The organism is Staphylococcus taiwanensis (assembly GCA_020544305.1).
GTDB lineage: Bacteria > Bacillota > Bacilli > Staphylococcales > Staphylococcaceae > Staphylococcus > Staphylococcus taiwanensis.
Map to the genome: position 1 here is coordinate 1363582 of CP058667.1, position 22261 is coordinate 1385842.

Annotated in this window: 21 protein-coding genes; 16 read left to right on the forward strand and 5 right to left on the reverse strand. The window is 32.2% G+C overall.

Going from position 1 to position 22261, the window contains the following annotated elements:
* Positions 1–148 precede the first annotated feature (148 nt).
* The 8 genes from argR to HYI43_06530 all read left to right on the forward strand — a co-directional run bounded on the left by argR (position 149) and on the right by HYI43_06530 (position 8818).
* Complete coding sequence (argR, locus tag HYI43_06495) at positions 149–601, forward strand: transcriptional regulator ArgR (GenBank protein UDI78203.1); 453 nt, start codon at positions 149–151, stop codon at positions 599–601.
* A gap of 15 nt (positions 602–616) precedes the next feature.
* Complete coding sequence (recN, locus tag HYI43_06500; GenBank protein ID UDI78204.1) at positions 617–2293, forward strand: DNA repair protein RecN; 1677 nt, start codon at positions 617–619, stop codon at positions 2291–2293.
* A 259-nt stretch (positions 2294–2552) separates the two neighbouring features.
* A complete protein-coding gene (lpdA, locus tag HYI43_06505) occupies positions 2553–3977 on the forward strand; it encodes a dihydrolipoyl dehydrogenase (GenBank protein UDI78205.1) in 1425 nt (474 codons plus the stop codon).
* Between the two features lie 18 nt (positions 3978–3995).
* Positions 3996–4997, forward strand: a complete 1002-nt coding sequence (locus HYI43_06510) for a thiamine pyrophosphate-dependent dehydrogenase E1 component subunit alpha (protein ID UDI78206.1) — start codon at positions 3996–3998, stop codon at positions 4995–4997.
* Positions 4990–5973 (forward strand): alpha-ketoacid dehydrogenase subunit beta, encoded by a 984-nt coding sequence (locus HYI43_06515; GenBank protein UDI78207.1) that lies wholly within the window; start codon positions 4990–4992, stop codon positions 5971–5973. The genes HYI43_06510 and HYI43_06515 overlap by 8 nt, the downstream gene beginning before the upstream one ends.
* Positions 5974–5985: 12 nt before the next feature.
* Entirely contained in the window at positions 5986–7296 is a 1311-nt protein-coding gene (locus HYI43_06520; GenBank protein ID UDI78208.1) for a 2-oxo acid dehydrogenase subunit E2, read from the forward strand.
* Between the two features lie 93 nt (positions 7297–7389).
* The gene (locus HYI43_06525) at positions 7390–7827 is read left to right on the forward strand and encodes a BrxA/BrxB family bacilliredoxin (protein ID UDI78209.1); all 438 of its coding nucleotides are present in this window, start codon (positions 7390–7392) and stop codon (positions 7825–7827) included.
* A gap of 13 nt (positions 7828–7840) precedes the next feature.
* Positions 7841–8818, forward strand: a complete 978-nt coding sequence (locus HYI43_06530; GenBank protein ID UDI78210.1) for an aromatic acid exporter family protein — start codon at positions 7841–7843, stop codon at positions 8816–8818.
* Positions 8819–8876: 58 nt separating this feature from the next.
* Here HYI43_06530 and prli42 read toward each other — a convergent pair whose 3' ends face one another.
* Positions 8877–8972 (reverse strand): stressosome-associated protein Prli42, encoded by a 96-nt coding sequence (gene prli42, locus HYI43_06535; protein ID UDI78211.1) that lies wholly within the window; start codon positions 8970–8972, stop codon positions 8877–8879.
* A gap of 170 nt (positions 8973–9142) precedes the next feature.
* On the opposite strand from prli42, the gene HYI43_06540 reads away from it, so the two are divergent.
* From HYI43_06540 to HYI43_06555, 4 genes are all read left to right on the forward strand, one after another.
* Positions 9143–10279 (forward strand): M20/M25/M40 family metallo-hydrolase, encoded by a 1137-nt coding sequence (locus HYI43_06540; protein UDI78212.1) that lies wholly within the window; start codon positions 9143–9145, stop codon positions 10277–10279.
* A 63-nt stretch (positions 10280–10342) separates the two neighbouring features.
* The gene (gene gndA, locus HYI43_06545; GenBank protein UDI78213.1) at positions 10343–11749 is read left to right on the forward strand and encodes an NADP-dependent phosphogluconate dehydrogenase; all 1407 of its coding nucleotides are present in this window, start codon (positions 10343–10345) and stop codon (positions 11747–11749) included.
* 234 nt (positions 11750–11983) lie between these two features.
* A complete protein-coding gene (locus HYI43_06550; protein ID UDI78214.1) occupies positions 11984–12946 on the forward strand; it encodes a LacI family DNA-binding transcriptional regulator in 963 nt (320 codons plus the stop codon).
* The gene (locus HYI43_06555; protein UDI78215.1) at positions 12946–14592 is read left to right on the forward strand and encodes an alpha-glucosidase; all 1647 of its coding nucleotides are present in this window, start codon (positions 12946–12948) and stop codon (positions 14590–14592) included. The genes HYI43_06550 and HYI43_06555 overlap by 1 nt, the downstream gene beginning before the upstream one ends.
* Positions 14593–14657: 65 nt before the next feature.
* On the opposite strand, the gene HYI43_06560 is transcribed toward HYI43_06555, so the two are convergent.
* Positions 14658–15524, reverse strand: coding sequence for an AraC family transcriptional regulator (locus HYI43_06560; GenBank protein ID UDI78216.1), 867 nt, complete (start codon positions 15522–15524; stop codon positions 14658–14660).
* A 167-nt stretch (positions 15525–15691) separates the two neighbouring features.
* Positions 15692–17176: a glucose-6-phosphate dehydrogenase gene (locus HYI43_06565; GenBank protein ID UDI78217.1), complete on the reverse strand. Its 1485-nt coding sequence runs from the start codon at positions 17174–17176 to the stop codon at positions 15692–15694.
* 246 nt (positions 17177–17422) lie between these two features.
* Here HYI43_06565 and rnz point away from each other — a divergent pair, with 246 nt between their 5' ends.
* A complete protein-coding gene (rnz, locus tag HYI43_06570; GenBank protein UDI78218.1) occupies positions 17423–18343 on the forward strand; it encodes a ribonuclease Z in 921 nt (306 codons plus the stop codon).
* A gap of 62 nt (positions 18344–18405) precedes the next feature.
* On the opposite strand, the gene proC is transcribed toward rnz, so the two are convergent.
* Positions 18406–19221, reverse strand: a complete 816-nt coding sequence (gene proC / locus HYI43_06575) for a pyrroline-5-carboxylate reductase (GenBank protein ID UDI78219.1) — start codon at positions 19219–19221, stop codon at positions 18406–18408.
* A gap of 320 nt (positions 19222–19541) precedes the next feature.
* On the opposite strand from proC, the gene HYI43_06580 reads away from it, so the two are divergent.
* Together HYI43_06580 and HYI43_06585 are read left to right on the forward strand one after the other, a co-directional pair.
* On the forward strand, positions 19542–20297 hold the full coding sequence (locus HYI43_06580; protein ID UDI78220.1) for an SDR family NAD(P)-dependent oxidoreductase: 756 nt from the start codon (positions 19542–19544) through the stop codon (positions 20295–20297).
* Between the two features lie 21 nt (positions 20298–20318).
* Positions 20319–20561: a hypothetical protein gene (locus HYI43_06585; protein ID UDI78221.1), complete on the forward strand. Its 243-nt coding sequence runs from the start codon at positions 20319–20321 to the stop codon at positions 20559–20561.
* A gap of 158 nt (positions 20562–20719) precedes the next feature.
* Here HYI43_06585 and HYI43_06590 read toward each other — a convergent pair whose 3' ends face one another.
* Complete coding sequence (locus HYI43_06590; protein UDI78222.1) at positions 20720–21628, reverse strand: aldo/keto reductase; 909 nt, start codon at positions 21626–21628, stop codon at positions 20720–20722.
* Positions 21629–21709: 81 nt separating this feature from the next.
* Between HYI43_06590 and HYI43_06595 the strand changes: the two genes are divergently transcribed.
* A complete protein-coding gene (locus HYI43_06595) occupies positions 21710–22258 on the forward strand; it encodes an NUDIX hydrolase (protein UDI78223.1) in 549 nt (182 codons plus the stop codon).
* Positions 22259–22261 lie beyond the last annotated feature (3 nt).

The window sequence follows — 22261 nt, forward strand, 5'->3', positions numbered from 1 at the left end:
ATACTCTATTTTCAAAAGGAATTATCATTAAAAATATTAATATAAAATATAGTCATGACAGTCTTTTGTGTGAATCAACTTTAGTAGTCGTTGTATATATATTGTGTTAAAATCAATGTATAAATATTCGAAACCAGGAGTGTTCATAATGGCTAAAAAATCAGTGAGACATATTAAAATCAGAGAAATTATTTCAAGTGAACAGATTGAAACACAAGATGAACTTGTTAAACGTCTAAATGAATACGACCTTAATGTTACTCAAGCAACTGTATCACGTGATATAAAAGAACTACAATTAATTAAAGTGCCTGCCCCTTCAGGTCAATATGTGTATAGTTTACCTAATGACCGTAAATATCATCCGTTAGAAAAATTAGGTCGATATCTCATGGATTCATTCGTAAACATTGAAGGTACTGGCAATTTACTAGTACTAAAAACTTTACCAGGGAATGCACAATCTATTGGTGCTATTCTTGATCAAATTGATTGGGAGGAAGTGCTTGGTACTATATGTGGTGACGATACTTGCCTTTTAATTTGTAAAGATGAGGAAGCAAGTAATACAATTAAAACTAGAATTTTCAATTTATTATAAGGATGCGATGATTTCATGTTACAAACCTTATCAATAAAACAATTTGCAATTATTGATGAATTAGAAATACACTTTTCAGATGGATTGACAGTACTTAGTGGTGAAACTGGAGCTGGGAAGTCAATCATCATAGATGCTATTGGTCAATTAATTGGAATGCGTGCTTCATCAGATTATGTTAGACATGGTGAAAAGAAAGCAGTTATTGAAGGCATATTTGATATTGATAATAGTAAAGATGCTATCAATATACTCCATGAGTTAGATATAGACATTGATGAAGATTTTTTATTAGTTAAGAGGGAAATCTTTAGTTCTGGAAAAAGTATCTGTAGATTAAATAATCAAATCGTTACACTTCAAGATTTACGTAAAGTAATGCAAGAGCTATTAGATATACACGGTCAACATGAAACACAAACTTTATTAAAACAAAAATATCATCTTAAACTCATAGACGATTATGCAGAAGATAAATATTTAAAAACTAAAGATAAGTATCAACAAATATTTAATGAATATAAAAATAAGAAAAAAGAATTAGAAGAACTTGAATCAGCTGATCAAGCATTATTACAAAGATTAGATTTAATGAAGTTTCAATTTGAAGAACTTAAAGAAGCATCATTAAAAGATGGTGAGTCAGAACAACTTGAAATTGATATTCGTAGAATTCAAAATTCTGAAAAATTAAGTTTAGCTCTAAATAATGCTCATATTACGTTAACAGATGAGCATGCGATACCAGATAGACTCTATGAATTAAGCAATCATTTGCAATCAATAGATGAAATTCTTCCAGATAAATTTAGTAAATTGAAAGAGGATATTGATCAGTTTTACTATACATTGGAAGATGCTAAACATGAATTATATGATGAAATGTCAAATACAGAATTCGACGAGCAAATGCTTAATGAACTTGAATCACGAATGAATTTACTTAATAATTTAAAACGTAAGTATGGCAAGGACATTAATGAATTAATTAAATATCAAGATAAACTTGAAAATGAAATTTCTAAAATTGAGAATTATGAAGAAAGTACATCTCAATTGCGAGAAGAGATTTCAAATTTATACCAACAAGTTATTAAATACGGCAAGTCTCTCTCTAAAGAACGACGTGAAGTCGCAAGGATACTACGAGATCACATAGTAGCTGAAATACAAAATTTACAAATGAAAGACGCTAATTTAGAAATCTCTTTCCAACCATTAGAAACACCAACTATAGAGGGGATTGAATTTGTAGAATTCTTAATTAGCCCTAATAAAGGTGAACCGTTAAAAAGTTTAAATAAAATAGCCTCTGGCGGTGAATTATCAAGAATCATGTTAGCATTAAAAAGTATTTTTGTTCAATCTCGTGGTCAAACTGCTATTCTTTTTGACGAAGTTGACTCAGGAGTTTCTGGTCAAGCTGCTCAAAAAATGGCTGAAAAAATGAGAGATATCGCAGAATATATTCAAGTCATTTGTATTTCTCATTTGCCACAAGTTGCTTCAATGAGTGATCATCATTTATTAATCAGTAAGGCTTCACTCGATGACCGAACTACGACTCAAGTTAAAGAACTTCAAGATGATGATAAAGTAGATGAAATAGCACGAATGATTTCGGGAGCTAGCGTAACAGACTTAACACGTGAAAATGCAAAAGAAATGATTGCCCAAAATCGAAGAAAATAGAAATTTCAACTTGTATATAGAATTAACAGTCCAATTATAATTTCAAATTTATAAATAATTAAAATTGATGTAAAATATATAAGTATTACAATTTAAATACTTAATTGAATTAAATTAAGACGAATTTTTAACTTAAACTATTTGGTATTAAAAGTCTTGTTAGTCCTCAATATTAAATTTAATTTTATGATTTAATATTGTACCTTCTAGATTTTACTTAAATTATATACCTAAGTTTAAAGTAGTTAGGAGCAAAAATATGGCTGAAAAGCAATATGACCTAGTTGTATTAGGTGGTGGAACTGCTGGATACGTAGCGGCAATTCGTGCCTCTCAATTAGGTAAAACAGTTGCTATTGTTGAAACATCTTTATTAGGTGGAACATGTTTGCATAGAGGATGTATTCCAACTAAATCACTTTTAAAATCAGCAGAAGTAGTACGTACTGTGAATAAAGCATCAGATTTTGGAGTTGATGTTCCAAATTTTACCATTAACTTCTCTAAAATGATGGACCGTAAAAGCGAGATTGTTTCACAAATGTATCAAGGCGTTAATAGTCTTATGCAAAAAAATCACATTGATGTCTACAATGGAATTGGAAGAATAATGGGTACATCTATTTTTTCTCCACAAAGTGGAACGATATCAGTTGAATATGAAAATGGCGAATCAGAACTTTTACCTAACCAATATGTATTAATTTCGACTGGTTCAAGGCCCAGTGAACTACCTTTCTTACCAGTAGATCATAACCAAATCATTACTAGCGATGATTTACTTGAGATGACTGATATTCCTTCTAATATCGCAATCATTGGCGGTGGGATTATTGGTCTTGAATTTGCATCATTACTCATCGATTTAGGATCAAATGTCACAGTTATCGAAGCTGGACCACGAATTTTACCTAGTGAAAGTACTCAAACTTCAAATTTCCTTAAAGAAAATTTGATGGAGAGAGGCGTTCAATTTTATGAAAATTGTCAATTAAATGAAGACTCTATTTCGAGAAATGAAAATAGGGTTTCAATTTACATTAAAAATAAAATTGATATTGAGGTAGAGAAAGTACTAGTAGCCATTGGGCGTGCACCTAATACTAATGACATTGGATTAAATAATACTAAAGTAAAGCTAAGTCATTCTGGACATATTGAGGTTAACCAATTTCAACAAACAGAAGACAAACATATTTATGCAGCTGGTGACTGTATTGGTAAATTACAATTAGCACATGTGGCATCTAAGGAAGGGATTAATGCTGTTGAACATATGTTTACGGGACAGTCCATTCCATTAAATTATAATAAAATGCCAAAATGCGTATACACATATCCAGAAATAGCTTCTATAGGCTTAAATGAAGAAAATGCAAAAGCACAAGGGATTAATGCGCGCACATTTAAAGTGCCTTTTAATGCAATAGGTAAAGCAGTTATTGAAGAATCTTCAAATAATAAAGGATTTTGTGAAGTAGTTATTAATCAAAGTAACAGTGAAATCATTGGTATAAATATGGTAGGACCACATGTCACTGAATTAATTAATGAAGCTGCTTTATTACAATTTATGAATGGCTCAGCATTAGAATTGGGTCTTACTACACATGCTCATCCATCTATATCTGAAGTATTAATGGAGTTGGGACTTAAAATCGAAAACAGAGCAATACACGTTTAATAAGGAGGAAACACAATAATGATTGATTATAAATCAGTCGGCCTTACTGAAGAAGACCTAAAACAAATATATAAGTGGATGGATTTAGGAAGAAAAGTTGATGAACGTTTATGGTTATTAAATCGTGCAGGAAAAATTCCGTTTGTTGTAAGTGGTCAAGGACAAGAAGCTACACAAATCGGTATGGCTTATGCAATGCAAGAAGGAGACATATCATCACCATATTATAGAGATTTAGCATTTGTTACATACATGGGCATATCACCTTATGACACAATGTTAGCTTCTTTTGGCAAAAAAGACGATATAAATTCTGGTGGTAAACAAATGCCTTCACATTTTAGTCATCGTGAAAAAGGCATTTTGTCTCAAAGTTCTCCAGTAGCAACACAAATCCCTCATTCAGTAGGTGCTGCCTTAGCTTTGAAAATGGATAAAAAATCAAATATTGCTACAGCTACGGTAGGTGAAGGCAGTTCAAACCAAGGAGATTTTCATGAAGGTTTAAACTTCGCAGGGGTTCATAAATTACCATTTGTATGTGTCATAATTAATAATAAATATGCCATTTCTGTTCCAGATTCTTTGCAATATGCTGCTGAAAAATTATCTGATAGAGCTTTAGGATATGGTATTCATGGTGAAACCGTAGATGGTAATGATCCAATAGCTATGTATAAAGCTATGAAAGATGCTAGAGAGAGAGCACTTAATGGAGAAGGTGCAACATTAATCGAAGCCGTAACCAGTCGAATGACACCTCATTCTTCAGATGATGATGATACATATCGCTCTAAAGAAGAACGTGAATCATTAAAAACGTTTGATTGTAATCTCAAGTTTAAGGATTACTTGTTGGACCTAAACATTATCGATCAATCTTGGTTAGATGAACTTGAAGAAGAACATAAAGAAATCATTAATCAAGCTACAAAAGATGCAGAACAGGCACCTTATCCTTCAGTTGATGAAGCATATAAATTTGTATACGATCCAGAAGGAGGTATTGGAAATGACTAAAATGAGCTATATTGAAGCTATACAACAAGCACAAGACTTAGCCATGGAATCGGATAAAAATACCTTCATTTTGGGTGAAGATGTAGGTCGTAAAGGTGGCGTTTTTGGTGCTACTCGTGGTTTACAAGAAAAATATGGTGTTGAAAGAGTAATTGACACACCATTAGCAGAATCTAATATAGTAGGGACTGCTATCGGTGCTGCGATGATGGGGAAAAGACCTATTGCGGAAATTCAATTTGCCGATTTTATATTACCTGCAGTGAACCAAATTATTAGTGAAGCCGCTAAAATGCGTTATCGTTCTAACAATGATTGGCAATGCCCAATTACAATTAGAGCACCGTTTGGTGGAGGCGTACATGGTGGTTTATACCATTCTCAAAGTATTGAAAGCATTTTTGCTTCTACGCCTGGCTTAACAATTGTTATTCCATCTTCTCCATATGACGCTAAAGGTTTATTATTATCATCAATAGAATCTAATGATCCAGTGCTTTTCTTCGAACATAAAAAAGCTTATCGTTTCTTAAAAGAAGACGTTCCAGAAGATTATTACACTGTTCCACTTGGAAAAGCGGATATCAAACGTGAAGGTTCTGATATTACTGTCTTTACCTATGGCTTATGTGTCAACTATTGTCTTCAAGCTGCTGACATTTTAGCATCAGATGGTATTAGTGTTGAAGTCGTGGATTTACGTACAGTCTATCCATTAGATAAGCAAACCATCATTAATCGTGCTAAGCAGAATGGCAAGATTTTATTAGTAACTGAAGATAATCTTGAAGGCAGCGTTATGTCAGAAGTATCAGCTATAATAGCTGAACATTGTTTATTCGACCTTGATGCTCCTATTATGAGATTAGCAGGTGCAGATGTGCCTTCAATGCCATTTTCTCCTAATCTTGAAAATGAGTTGATGATGAATCCAGATAAAATTTTAGATAAGATGCGAGAACTTGCTCAATTTTAAGGAGGTTAAATAATGGATGTAAAAATGCCTAAACTAGGCGAAAGTGTCCACGAGGGAACAATCGAACAATGGCTAGTATCTGTCGGCGACCATGTTGATGAATATGAGCCATTATGTGAAGTTGTAACAGATAAGGTAACGGCAGAAGTGCCTTCTACCGTATCAGGTATAATTACTGAGATTAGTGTCAGTGAGGGCGAAACGGTTCAAGTGGATTATGTTATATGCAAAATTGAAACGGCGAATGAGAATGCATCCAATGCGTCTAATGGTACCAATACAAATAATAGCGACGTTAAGCATGATGTTAATTTAAATGGCGAAGACACTTTATCTTATGAAAATGATAATATTAATGATGTCAAAAATAATGATGACGACCATTCAATACAATCGTCTCAACCGAATAATGGCAGATTTTCTCCGGTAGTATTTAAAATAGCCTCTGAGAATAACGTAGATTTGTCAGTAGTGCCAGGTAGTGGCTTTGAAGGTAGAGTGACAAAAAAAGATATTGAGACATATATTCAATCAAGTAAGCATACTTCTACTTCAAACAATCAACAACATGTTGAACCACTACAATCAGGAATAGAAATGAATGCATCAAATGCGTTGAACCAATCTAAACAATCTATACCAGTTAAAGGTGTGCGCAAGGCTATTGCTCAAAATATGGTTAATAGTGTTACAGAAATCCCACATGGATGGATGATGGTTGAAGTTGATGCTACAAATCTAGTCAAAACTAGAAATCATTATAAAAAATCATTCAAAGATAATGAAGGTTATAATTTAACGTTCTTTGCATTCTTCGTTAAAGCTGTAGCTGAAGCCTTAAAAGCAAACCCTCTATTAAATAGTAGTTGGAACGGTAATGAAATTGTACTTCATAAGGATATTAATATTTCAATTGCAGTAGCAGATGAAGATAAACTTTATGTTCCGGTTATTAAACATGCGGATGAAAAATCAATTAAAGGTATTGCCAGAGAGATTAACGACTTAGCTCATAAAGCACGTCAAAACAAGTTAACTCAAGATGATATGTCTGGTGGCACATTTACAGTTAATAATACTGGCACGTTTGGTTCAGTTTCATCTATGGGAATCATTAACCATCCGCAAGCAGCTATATTACAAGTTGAATCAATTGTAAAAAAACCAGTCGTAATTGATGATATGATTGCAATTCGAAGTATGGTTAATTTATGCATTTCAATTGATCACCGTATTTTAGATGGCGTTCAAACTGGTCGCTTTATGTCACAAGTGAAAAAACGTATTGAACAATACTCTATTGAAAATACAAATATTTATTAATTATAAATGTGGGGTTCAGACAAGCTATTTGAACTATCAACTTTAAATTAGTAAAATAGCATTAAATAAATTATAGAGTGAAAGGTGAATCATATGGATTTAAACTTTGATTTATATATGAATGGTGTAGTAGACCAAGCACGTAATGAAATCGAATCTGCAGGTTATGAACAATTAACAACTGCTGATGAAGTTAATAAAGTATTACAACAAAATGGAACTTCTCTTGTAATGGTAAATTCAGTTTGTGGTTGTGCAGGAGGAATTGCTCGCCCAGCGGCTTCCCATGCACTTCATTATGATAAATTACCAGATAGACTCGTTACTGTATTTGCTGGACAAGATAAAGAAGCTACTCAACAGGCAAGAGATTATTTTGAAGGCTATGCACCTTCTAGTCCATCATTTGCATTAATTAAAGATGGTAAAATCACTGAAATGATTGAACGTCATCAAATCGAAGGCCATGATGTAATGGATGTTATTAATCAGTTACAAGGTTTATTCGATAAATACTGTGAAGAAAGATAAGAGGTACTTACCAATGTTAAAGTTAAATCCGTATAAGATTGGATTTAGAACGCTTAAAACTGCGGTAGGTATAACACTCGGTGTTATCTTAGCAAAATGGATGGGACTTGATAACTATGCATCAAGTGCTATCCTTATTGTTTTATCTATTAAACATACGAAAGTACATTCTGTACAAGCAATTGTTTCTCGCTTTGTATCGTGTATTTTAATATTATTGTTTGGGTCGTTGGTATTTAGTTTATTAGGTCAAAATGCCCTAGTACTTGGACTAATCGTATTATTATTTATACCTATTACAGTAATGTTAAAAGTACAAGAGGGCGTTGTAACCAGTTGCGTTATCTTATTACATGTGTTTAATGCAAAAGCAATCAATCTACATCTTATCATCAACGAACTACTATTACTTTCTGTAGGTTTAGGAATTGCTTTTATAATGAATTTAATTATGCCAAGTTTAGATAAATCTTTACTTAATTTAAAAAAAGAAATCGAATCTGGCTTTAAAAATATATTTAAACTATACAGTGATGCCTGTACCAACTATGATAAAGATTTAAATATATCTTTTAATAAACTTCAACTCGACATTCGTAAAGCCAAATCTATTGCGTTTAGAGATGTTAAAAATCATTTTGTACGTAATGAAAATTCATACTATCATTATTTTGATATGCGACAAGAACAACTAGAATTATTGCGTAGAATTCAACCATTGTTACATCAAATAACAGCTGATGATCCACTTATAAATGATGTATCACACTTAATGGCTGAAATAGGTGATAATGTAAATAGTAACGATTATACAGTATTACGCTTACACTCACTCTATGAGATACGCTTATCGCTAGACGAATTACCTTTACCGAAAACGCATGAAACTTTAAAGTCTAGAGCAAGTATGATGCAAATTTTAAATGAATTAGAAGAATATTTAACTATCAAATCACAATTTGGCTCACTAAGATTACATAGTGAAATTTGAATATAAAAATAGGCTAAGACACATGTCTTAGCCTATTTTTTATATTTTATCAAACTCATTAATGCATTAATGGCACTAAGCTTGTAAGTAGTAACGCAGCGACAATAGCGACTAACATTACAATTATAATGATTCTTAATACTTTATTATTCAATATATGACGCTCCTTATTAAAATAAACATAATCAGTTATTATATTGATATTAATCAGTAATATATATAAATTAACCATATATGATTTCAATACAAATGGCAATCAATTTATTTTTGATAATACTGAAAGTTAGTTAAAATAGAACTTATACAAGAAGGGAGTTTTAACATATGATAAATAGTCAACGCTTACTTGATACTTTTTTAAATTTAGTTCAAATTAATTCAGAAACTGGTCATGAAGAAATAATTCAACCTATTTTAAAAGATAAATTTAAAAAATTAGGTTTAGACGTAGTTGAAGATAACGCTTCAGATAAAGCGTGGTTGGGTGCCAACAATCTTATTTGTACATTACCTGCTACTAGCAATAAACAAGATGTTTCTAAAATTTACTTTACAAGTCATATGGATACCGTGGTACCTGGTATCGATGTTAAACCACAGGTAAAAGAGGATGGTTATATATATTCTGATGGCACTACTGTTTTAGGTTCAGATGATAAGGCTGGCTTAGCTGCTATTATAGAGACCATTCAATATTTAAATGAAAATAATATTGAACATGGTCAAATTCAATTCATTATTACGGTTGGTGAGGAGTCTGGCCTAAAAGGTGCTAAAGAGTTAGATCAAAATATGATTGATGCAGAATTCGGTTATGCAGTAGACGCAAGTAAACCTGTTGGTACAACGGTAGTTGGTGCACCCACACAAATGGTTATTAAAACCACAATACATGGTAAAACTGCTCATGCAAGTACGCCTAGTGAGGGTGTGAGTGCAATTAATATTGCTGCAAAAGCAATAAGTAAAATGAAATTGGGCCAAATAGATGGCAATACTACCGCAAATATCGGAAAATTTCACGGCGGTTCTGCAACAAATATAGTGGCTGACGAAGTTATACTGGAAGCCGAAGCACGTTCACATGACAATACAAGTATAGACAATCAGGTTGCACATATGAAAGAAGTATTTGAAACAACTGCTAATGAATTAGGTGGACAAGCCAAAGTAGAAATTGAAAAAAGCTATCCTGGTTTCAAACTTCAGGATGACGCAAAAGTGACTCAATATGCGATTAACAGTGCGAAAGCATTAAACTTAACAGGCAACACTGTTATTGCTGGTGGTGGATCAGATGGCAGTATTATTAATACTTTCGGTATTCCAACTGTTATATTAGGCGTAGGCTATGAACATATCCACACCACATCAGAGCGTATATCTGTTCAATCACTAAATTTATTAGCACAACAATTAATTAAAATCATTGAATTAGTAACTAATAACAGATTAGTTTAGTAAAGAAATTTCAAATTTTATGATACAATACTATTGAAAAATTGAATGAGAGAGGTAAGTAATATGACTCAACAAATAGGTGTAGTAGGTTTAGCCGTAATGGGAAAAAACCTTGCTTGGAATATTGAATCACGTGGTTATAGCGTATCTGTATTCAACCGTTCAAGTGAAAAAACAGATGAAATGGTTAATGAATCTAAAGGTAAACAAATCCACCCAACATATTCTTTAGAAGAATTTGTTAATTCATTAGAAAAACCACGCAAAATTTTATTAATGGTTAAAGCTGGTCCTGCAACGGATGCAACAATTGATAGTTTACTTCCATTATTAGATGATGATGACATTTTAATCGATGGTGGTAATACAAATTATCAAGATACAATTCGTCGTAATAAAGCATTGGCCGAAAGTGGTATTAACTTTATCGGCATGGGTGTATCTGGTGGTGAAGTAGGAGCACTTACTGGTCCTTCATTAATGCCTGGCGGCCAAGAAGCAGCTTATAACAAAGTAAGTGATATATTAGATGCAATTGCTGCAAAAGCAAAAGATGGTGCATCATGTGTAGAATATATTGGACCAAATGGTGCTGGTCATTACGTTAAAATGGTTCATAATGGAATTGAATATGCAGATATGCAACTTATCGCAGAGAGCTATGCTATGATGAAAGATTTATTAGGCATGTCTCATGAAGCTATCTCTAAAACATTCAAAGAATGGAATGCTGGTGAGTTAGAAAGTTATTTAATTGAAATTACAGGTGACATCTTTACTAAACTAGATGATGATAATGAAACATTAGTTGAAAAAATCTTAGATACAGCAGGACAAAAAGGCACTGGTAAATGGACATCTATTAATGCTTTAGAATTAGGTATTCCATTAACAATTATTACTGAATCAGTGTTTGCTCGTTTCATTTCATCAATTAAAGAGGAACGTGTAAATGCTTCTAAAGAATTAAATGGTCCTAAAGCAGAGTTTAATGGTGACAAAGAAGAATTCTTAGAAAAAATTCGTAAAGCATTATATATGAGTAAAATTTGTTCTTATGCACAAGGTTTTGCCCAAATGCGCAAAGCAAGCGAAGAAAACGAATGGAATTTAAAATTAGGCGACTTAGCTATGATTTGGCGTGAAGGTTGTATCATCCGCGCACAATTCTTACAAAAAATTAAAGATGCCTATGATAATAACTCAGAATTACAGAACTTATTATTAGATCCATATTTCAAAGGTATCGTTACTGAATATCAAGATGCATTAAGAGATGTAGTTGCAACAGGTGTTCGTAATGGTGTACCAACTCCAGGATTCTCAGCAAGCGTAAACTATTACGATAGTTACCGTTCTGAAGATTTACCTGCAAACTTAATCCAAGCTCAACGTGATTATTTCGGTGCACATACGTATGAACGTAAAGATAAAGAAGGCGTCTTCCATACACATTGGGTAGAAGAATAAGTTAAATAATATACAATCTAAGAAGCGAGCTACTAAAGTTCGCTTTTTTTTATACTTTAATGCAATCGATTGCATAAATTCATTGACTTACTATAAATAAATGATTACGATAGACTCATAAGAGGTGAAACCGCTTACTCAACTCTATAAATGATTACTGTGTGGTGATATCAAACGGTTACTATTAAAGATGTAGCAAAAGAAGCACACGTTTCAACTTCAACAGTGTCACGTGTGATACAAAACAATCCGAAAATAAGTAAAGCAACATCAGCTAAGGTAAAGAAAGCAATGACTAAATTGGGCTATACGCCAAATCATTCAGCAAGGTCATTAATTACAAACAAAACATTAACGATTGGTTTAATTGCGAAAAGTTCAGCCCAGGTAATAAGACAAAATCCATTTAATGGCGATGTCTTAAATGGAATCAATCAGGCATGTAATCAAAGGAGTTACTCAACCAGAATGACAGTGTCAGATAATATTGAAGACCTCTATATGGAAGTTAAAAACATGATATTGTCAAAAAGTGTCGATGGTTTCATATTATTATATTCATTATATCAAGACAAAATAGAGCAGTTATTAAATGAACAGAAAGTACCTTATATTATTGTTGGTAAATCACTTAATTATGACAATATCATTCAAGTGGATAATGATAATGTGATCGCATCTTATAATTTGACACGCTATTTATTTAGCCTAGGACATCGAAAAATGCTTTTTATAAAAGAAGATGGAAATTATGCTGTTTCTGAAGATAGGACTAATGGGTTTAAACAATTCTGTGATAAACATCAAATCGCATATCAAATCTTAGAAATTAAAAACGATACTGATTTAACGCGATATATTAAACAATTCTGTATAGGCAATAATCATTTTAAACCCACAATGATTATAACTTCTGATGCAATGGTAAATATGCAATTACTTAAAGTGCTCTATGAGCAACAATTACATGTACCAAACCAAATCCAGACAGCAACGTTTAATACTTCATTTCTCACTGAAAATGCAGCACCATCGCAAACGAGCGTTTGTATTAATCCAGAACGATTAGGAAAGGAAGCAGGTAATATTATTATTGATAAATTAAACCATTTACCAATCTCATTTTCAAAAAAAGAAATTGAAACGCAAATAGTGATTAGAGATTCAACTAAGCAAATTGAAAGGGGTAAATTATAATGAATAAAAATTGGTGGAAAGAAGCAGTTGCATATCAAGTTTATCCAAGAAGCTTCAATGATAGCAATAATGATGGCATTGGAGATTTGCCAGGAGTTATCGAGAAATTAGATTACTTGAAAGACTTAGGTATTGATGTAATTTGGTTAAGTCCTATGTATAAATCACCCAATGATGATAATGGCTACGATATTAGTGATTATCAGGATATTATGGACGAATTCGGAACGATGCATGATTTTAATCAACTACTAAAAGGGGTACATGATAGAGGAATGAAATTAATTCTAGACTTAGTAGTTAATCATACTTCCGATGAACACCCTTGGTTTATAGAATCTAAGTCGAGTAAAGATAATCCAAAAAGAGATTGGTATATATGGGCAGATCCTAAATCTGATGGTTCTGAACCTAATAACTGGGAAAGTATATTTAACGGATCAACTTGGCAATTTGATGAAACAACTGATCAATACTATTTCCATTTATTTAGTAAAAAACAACCAGATTTAAATTGGGACAATCCAGAAGTACGTGAAGCCGTATTCGATATGATGAATTGGTGGTTTGAAAAAGGCATCGATGGTTTCCGAGTTGATGCGATTACACATATTAAGAAAACATTTGAAGCTGGTGATTTACCAGTTCCTGAAGGGAAAAAATATGCACCAGCTTTCGAGGTCGATATGAATCAACCAGGTATACAAGATTGGCTTCAAGAAATGAAGGATAAATCATTAAGTCAATACGATATTATGACTGTTGGTGAAGCAAATGGCGTTAATCCAGATAATGCAGAAGAATGGGTTGGCACTGATAAAGGTAAATTCAATATGATCTTCCAATTTGAACATTTAGGCTTATGGAGTACGGGTGATTCTCAATTTGATGTTAAAGCTTACAAAGATGTCTTAAATCGTTGGCAAAAGAGACTAGAAGGCATTGGTTGGAATGCACTGTTCATAGAGAATCATGACCAACCACGTCGTGTCTCAACTTGGGGTAATGACAAAGAGTACTGGTTTGAATCAGCTACTAGTCATGCCATTGTGTATTTCTTACAACAAGGTACACCTTTTATTTATCAAGGGCAAGAAATAGGTATGACAAACTACCCGTTTGAAAGTATTGAAACTTTTAATGATGTTGCTGTTAAAAATGAATATCAAATCGTGAAAGAACAAGGTGGCGATGTTAATGCGCTACTAGATAAATATAAAATGGAAAATCGTGATAATTCACGAACACCTATGCAGTGGGATGATTCGATTAACGGTGGGTTTACGAAAGGACAACCTTGGTTCCCAGTAAATCCTAACTATAAAACTATAAACGTGGCTAATCAACTTGATGATGAGCATTCAGTTTTAAATTTCTACAAATCACTAATACAATTAAAAAAATCAGATGACTTATACACATATGGTTCATTTGATTTAATCGATGCAGACAATGAAAAAGTTTTTGCATATATACGTCAATATAATGATAAAAAAGTACTTATTGCGGGTAATTTAACAGATAATCCTGCACAACTAAACATTTCTTTTGAATTATCAACTGATTCAGTAAAACTTCATAATTACAGTTCTAACATTGATATCAATAACTTAAAACCATACGAAGCATTTGTCATAGAACTTTAAATAAGTTAAGCGGGAATTTCTGATCGAATATCAGAGATTCCCGCTTCTTTTTAACTTTTAATCTTTTAATCTAAATCATAATTTTCTTGTTCAATAGGTAGCCATAATTGAATTTTAGTGAATGGGTCCTCAAATGAGATATCAAAAGGATAAATTTCGACATACAAGCTGTCTTTTTCATAAGGTAAAGTAAGTTGTAAACTTGATTCAATATAATACCATGCTTCATTAACAGCATAATCTATTTCACCTTGAAGATTAAACTTTGCATAATGTCGACCTGGTAATAATCTACTTTCCAAATGAGAGGGATAACGATCACTAGGAACACCAATAAATAGTTCCATTCCCTCATCTAGCGGGCAAGAAATTACAAATAACTCATATGGGCTTATATCATTGTACCTTTTCAAATCTTTTATTTTACCATCAAGAAATAAATCTTCTAAAAAATCAGGAACTTTGTACGGATTAGATAAATCTTTTGCTTCAATATATCGTACATAACCTACTAGTGCTATATCATCTGTACTATTTAATCTATATGGGTAAGGTGCTCGCTCTGTAGTAGTCAATTTAATATATAGGCGCTCTTGCAAATTTAATTCATCTTTTTTAGTAGATGCTTGAATAGGTGAAATTCCATGAAAATCACTAAAGTCATTAGCAAAATCATTAGAACTTTGATAATTATACTTTTTCGCAACATCAACTAATCGCGATGTACTTTGTATCATTTCTTTAGCTGCAACAGTCATTTTTCTTGCATGTGCATAACTTGCAGGCGATTGTCCAACAATCATTTTAAATGATTGATCGAGATGGTAAGGAGAAAGACCAACGTAATCACTCAACTCTTGCAAATTAAAAGGCTCTAATAAACGGTCTTCTATAAATACGATTGCCTGTTGTATCTGCTTGATAACGTCCAAAACTTTCACTCCAATAAATTTACAATCATTAACTCATATTTTACCTTATTTTTTCAAATTATACATCTTAACATGTGCTATATTTCAAAATTTTCATCAAAATAAATTGAAAAAGGCAAGGCACAATAATAATGTGGCTTACCTCGTAAATTAGAAATTATATTAAATTATTGAATATCATCCCACCAATGATTACCATCTCGACTAAGTAATAAGTCACTTTCGAGTGGACCATTAGTACCAGATTCGTAATTAGGGAAATCAGGCTCATTCATATTCCATTCGTCTTGAATAATATCTACAAATTTCCATGTAGATTTTAATTCTTCCCAATGAGTAAAGTTGGTTGCATCACCTTTAAGACAGTCAAATAATAGATTTTCATATGCATCTACTGTATTCATTTTATCTTGTGCGCTCATTGCGTAGGATAGTTGAACAGGTTCAGTATCAATTCCTTGAATATTTTTCTTAGCATTCAAATGAAGCGAAATACCTTCATTAGGTTGAATATTAATGACTAATAAATTTGAATCAAGTAATTTATCCGTTTGATAATACAGATTCATTGGAACTTCTTTAAATTCGACCACAACTTGAATTGTTTTAGATTTCATACGTTTACCAGTTCGGATGTAAAATGGTACGCCAGCCCAACGGAAATTATCAATTGTCAATCTACCAGAAACAAATGTAGGTGTATTAGAATCTTCAACAACTCGATCCTCATCACGATAAGCTTTGACTTTTTCACCATTAATATAACCTTCACCATACTGACCACGAACAAAGTTTTGTCTAACTTCTTCTGATTCAAGTTTTCTTAATGATTTAAGTACTTTAACCTTTTCAGCACGAATATCTTCACTATTTAAACTAATAGGAGCTTCCATTGCGAGTAAAGCAACCATTTGTAACATATGGTTTTGAACCATATCCTTAAGTGCACCACTTGATTCATAATAACCACCACGATCCTCAACGCCAAGAATTTCTGATGATGTTACTTGAATATTTGAAATATATTTATTGTTCCAAAGTGGTTCAAACATGGCATTAGAGAAACGTAATACTTCGATATTTTGAACCATATCTTTACCCAAATAATGATCAATTCTATAGATTTCTTCTTCTTTAAAAGATTGACGTAATTGATTATTTAATTGTTCTGCTGATTTTAAATCACTACCAAAAGGTTTCTCAATTACCAAACGTTTAAATCCAGTCGTTTCAGTTAGGCCTGATGATTTTAGATAATCGGAAATAATACCAAAGAATTGAGGCGCCATTGCTAGGTAGAATAAACGGTTACCTTTTAATTGATATTTCGAATCTAATTCATTAGAGAAATCCAATAATGAATAATAACTTTGTTCATCACTAACATCATGTTTAAAGTAGTAAACATGTTCCATAAACTCATCTATTTGCTCTGTATCTTTAACATGCGTTTGAATAGATGCTTTTACTTGTTCACGAAAGACCTCATTTGTGTAGTCTCGTCGTCCAATACCAATAATTGCGATATGTTCATCTAAATTATCCTGTTGAAACAGATGGAACAGCGATGGGAATAATTTTCTATGACTTAAATCTCCGGTTGCACCGAAAATAGTAATTAAACAAGGGATATGTTTAGTTTGTTTACTCAACTTCAAAACCTCAATTCTTAAAATGCTATGATTTCATTATTATAAGATAAATTTGCACCGCTTCATACCAATTTGCCTAAACGCACTAAAAAATTTAGAACTAGGATAAAATTAAACGACGCACAATTTAATATTTTAATAACTTTATTATACCTTATATCAAGTTAAATTCATTTATTTTGTTTCTCATTATAACAATCATTAGTACATATGATAAAATATATTGAAGAAAAAGGAGGCATATGCATGGAAATAACATTCTTCGGTACGAGCGCGGGGTTACCAACCAAAGATAGAAATACACAAGCGATTGCGCTAAACCTAGAACCTTATTCAAATACGATATGGTTGTTTGATGTCGGTGAAGGAACCCAGCATCAAATTTTGCATCATTCCATTAAACTCGGTAAAGTTGATCATATTTTTATTACGCATATGCACGGCGATCATATATTCGGTTTACCTGGTTTATTAACGAGTCGATCATTTCAAGGTGGGGAAGACAAGCCGTTAACTTTAATTGGACCCACAGGACTACAACAATTTATAGAAACCAATTTAAAATTATCAGAATCTCATCTCAATTATCCAATCACATATATTGAAATTGATAATAACTTTACATATCATCATGATGGTTTTACAGTGTCAGCCAAACTCTTGAACCACGGAATACCTTCATATGGGTATCGCATTGAATCTCCAACAACTCCTGGAACAATTAATGTAGATGCATTGAAAGCAATTGGTTTAGATCCTGGACCAAAATATCAAGAAGTTAAAATGTACGATAATTTTGAACATGAAGGTCAAATTTTTAATTCGAGTGACTTTAAAGGCCCTGCAAAACCAGGACCAATCGTTTCTATATTTGGAGATACTAAACCATGTAAAAATGAATATGTTATTGCGCAAAACTCTGATGTGATGGTACATGAGGCAACGTATATAGAAGGAGATAAAACGTTAGCTAATAATTATCACCATAGTCACATTGAAGATGTGTTTTTACTCATTGGACATGCGAATGTTAAGAAAAGTTTAATTACGCATTTGAGCAATCGCTATAATCAAGATGATATAGAAGAAATAAATCAAAATTTAAAATCAAGAATGAGCACACCAAATTTTGAATTTGTCAAAGATTTCCAAACTTTTAAAATATAATACTAGATAATAAAGCACCCACATCACTAAATTAATTGTCATGTGGGTGCTTTGATAAATTGTTAGTTATCTTCATTTTTAGATAGCTCTACACTACGATTTACCGCAGCATTTAAACAATCTTTGAATATTCCTTCAATATCATGTTGATCTAATGCATTTAGACCAGCCTGAGTTGTACCGCCTTTAGAAGTAATATTCTTTCGTAGTTGTTCCATACTTAAATCAGAACGTTCTATCATTTTACTTGTTCCAATAATTAAATTTTTAATTGATTCTTCTACTTGATTCTTTTCTAAACCTAGTTCTGTACCAGCTTTAACATATTGCTCAAATACATGGTATAAGAAAGCTGGACCGCTTCCTGTTATGGCAGTAACTTGATGTAAGTGATCCTCTTTAACCTCAATGACCGATCCAAATGCATTTATTAAATCGATGACCTCATCCTTGGATTTAGGGCCAAAGTTACCTGAAAAACTAATACCAGTTACAGAATGTCCTACTTGAGCATTTGTGTTTGGCATAATTCGAGCAATGGGATTAGTAACGCCTAGTTGCTCATGAATATAATGAATTGTCAAACCTGCCATTAATGAAATAAAGCGATTATCATCAGTAATATAAGGTTGGATTCTTTCAGCTACTTTTTCAAAATCATAAGGCTTTGTTCCTAAAAATACATAATCTGCATCTTTTAATAATGCCTCGTCATCATAACTATATTTAACTCCAAGCTCCTCAGCAAATTTTTTTAAGGCTTCTTCATTTGATTTGTTTGTTAAATAAATATCGTCTGGATTTAACATTTTAGACTCTATAATACCCTTAAAAATGGCTTGAGCCATATTTCCTGCACCATAAAATACTATTTTCATCGACATCATCACCTTTGCACATCATTTTATACCACCATAGTAACATATAAGTGATGCTTATTTTTAAAATAAAAATTTAGCATCACTATACACATGAGCTTTAGCTCAGGTGTTCCTCTGCATGAACGCATTTTTACAAAAAGTTAGTTCGACTATACACATGAGCTTTAGCTCAGGTGTTCCTCTGCATGAACTCTTTTTTACAAAAAGTTAGTCCGAATTTATAAGCTTAGCTAAACCTATAAAAACCGCTTATATTGCTTTAACAATAACACTGAATAAGTTAACATGAATACAACGAGTTGAAAGGGGAACATATTATGATTGGTAAGCATTATATAGTAACAGGTGGCACCAGTGGTCTGGGTCTAGAAATCGTTAAGCAATTACTGACCAGGGGCGCTTTAGTAACAATCATCGCACGAAACAATGCTAAATATGATGCAATTGATTTCGGTGACTATAAGCACAAAGTCACTATGATTCAATGCGATCTATTAGATAAAGAAAGAATTATTGAGATTGCTAAATTAATAGAATGCCCGATACATGGTTTAATTTATAGTTCAGGGTTAGGTTATTTTAAATCAATTCGCCAACATTCAAGTTCAGAAATGATTGAAACATATGAAGTTAATCTCATTAGTTTCAATTTAATTTTTCAATCTTTAAGACCATTACTTGCTAACCAAGCGTCGATTGTTGCTATTTCTAGTCAAGCTGCATTCGTTACACAAGCAAACGCTTCTCATTATGGTGCATCTAAAGCGGCTTTGAACGCAGTATTAAATGCACTAAGAATCGAGGAACCTAATTATCATATTATGGCTGTTAACGCTGGCCCAATTCAAACCCCTTTTCATGAAAAAGCAGATCCAAGTTTAAACTATGCTAAAAAATACGAGTCAATAATGATAAATCCTAAGCAATTTTCGAATGAAATTGTTAAAGGGATGATTAAACAAAAATCGGAAATAAATAAGCCACATTGGATGCATAACATGCTAAAACTATATCAATTAGCACCTAGAACAATTGAAAAGTATTTTACACCATTATTTAGAAATAAAAGTTAACCAACTAAAGGGGGAATAAAAATGCTTTGTTGTGTAAATAAGGATGTAAAACAGGCAGTAGAAAATATTAACACTATTAAACCTTTAACTTTGTTTACAATCATTGATTTATTAGGTAGTGAATATTTTAATGCTCTTGAAAAAACGGAACAAGAATTTATTCATTCTCGATTTCATGACGTAGTTATTAGGGGAGAAGTAATGAATGTTTCAATTGAGAGTTTGGATAAAAATCAGTTTCAACAATATAAAAGACTATATTAATTAATTTCATTTTCAAAACTTAATGAGACCTTAAATATAATTAGACTAGAATTGAAGAAGTATACAGTTATACTTTCTCAATCCTAGTCATTTATTTTTAAACCAAAAAGAATTTCAATCATATTGCATTATGATCACGTATTTATTTTATGATAACTTTATTTTAAATGCTGCGTATATTCAATATTCTTAACACGTTCACGTGCCGCTTTAACCTGATCTAAGCTTACATGTTTATGATAATTACTAACATTTTCTTCCAACTGTTGTACAGAACTAGCACCAACAATAATAGAACCTAGTGCATCGTGAGATTTTAAATATTCAAATGTAAGGGCACTTAAATTACTTTCAATTTCTTTAACTGATGCAACTGTTTCACCTAAATCATGATGGTTATAATCAAAAATACCATCACTAAACTTATGATCTAGAGCATCAACGCTATTTGAAGTTAATAAACCTTTGAATACTGGTCCACGAGCCAATACTTTCACACTATGCGCATGGATATCATTTAATAAACTTTCAGGACGATTATCAATTAAATTAAATTGTGACATAATCGTTTCAATTTCACTATGTTTTAAGTAATAATCTATGACATTAGGGCGAATTGAAGAAATACCATAGGCTTTAATAATGCCTTCTTGTTTTAATTCATTAAACGCACTAATTGTTTCATCTAATGGATCATCAATAGTACCTCCATGTAATTGATATAAATCTAGATGATCTAAACCAAGTCGTTTTAAAGAACCTTTGACACTCACTTTAATATAATTTTTTGAAGGATCCCATGTAGTGCCACCATCATCGGTCGGGCGATTACCCACTTTCGTACCAATTACAATGTCATCTCTATTTTGATATTTTTTTAACGCTTTACCAACAATCTCTTCATTTACCCCTCTATCATATATATCAGCTGTATCAAAATAAGTAATTCCATTTTCAATCGCGCTTTCAATAATCGGTTCAGCTTCTTTATAATTAGTGCCTAAACTCATACAACCTAAACCTAACTCTGAAATTTCGATGCCACTCTTTAAAATATTCTTTTGCATGTCCAATCTCCTTTCGATACACTTTAGGTAACGCATTCATCTTATCAATTTATACAAAGAATTAAAAGGGACGTGAATTTAATGAAATTTGATGAAAAAACTTTTGATAGAACGGTAATATACAATGGCAAAATTATAGACTTAGAAATACACGATGTTGAATTACCTGACGGTAATACTTCAAAACGTGAACTAGTCTATCACAATGGTGCTGTAGCAGTGTGTGCAATTACGCCAAATAACGAGATTTTACTCGTCAAACAGTTTCGTAAGCCAGTGGAAAAACCGCTTCTTGAAATTCCTGCAGGTAAACTTGAAAAAGATGAAGAAAGGGAAGAAGCAGCTAAAAGAGAGTTAGAAGAAGAAACAGGTTATATTGCAAATGAATTAGAATTCATAACAAATATGTATGGTTCTCCAGGATTTTCAAATGAAAAATTAACAATTTACTTTGCTAATAATCTTAGCGAAGGGCAATTAAATCTTGATGAAGATGAATTTGTTGAATTACATAAAGTACCGGTTTCTGAAATAAAATCATTACTCGATAGTCAAGAAATCGAAGATGCTAAAACAATTATTGGTTTACAATATGTGTTATTAAATTATAATCATTCTAATTTAGATTAGGTT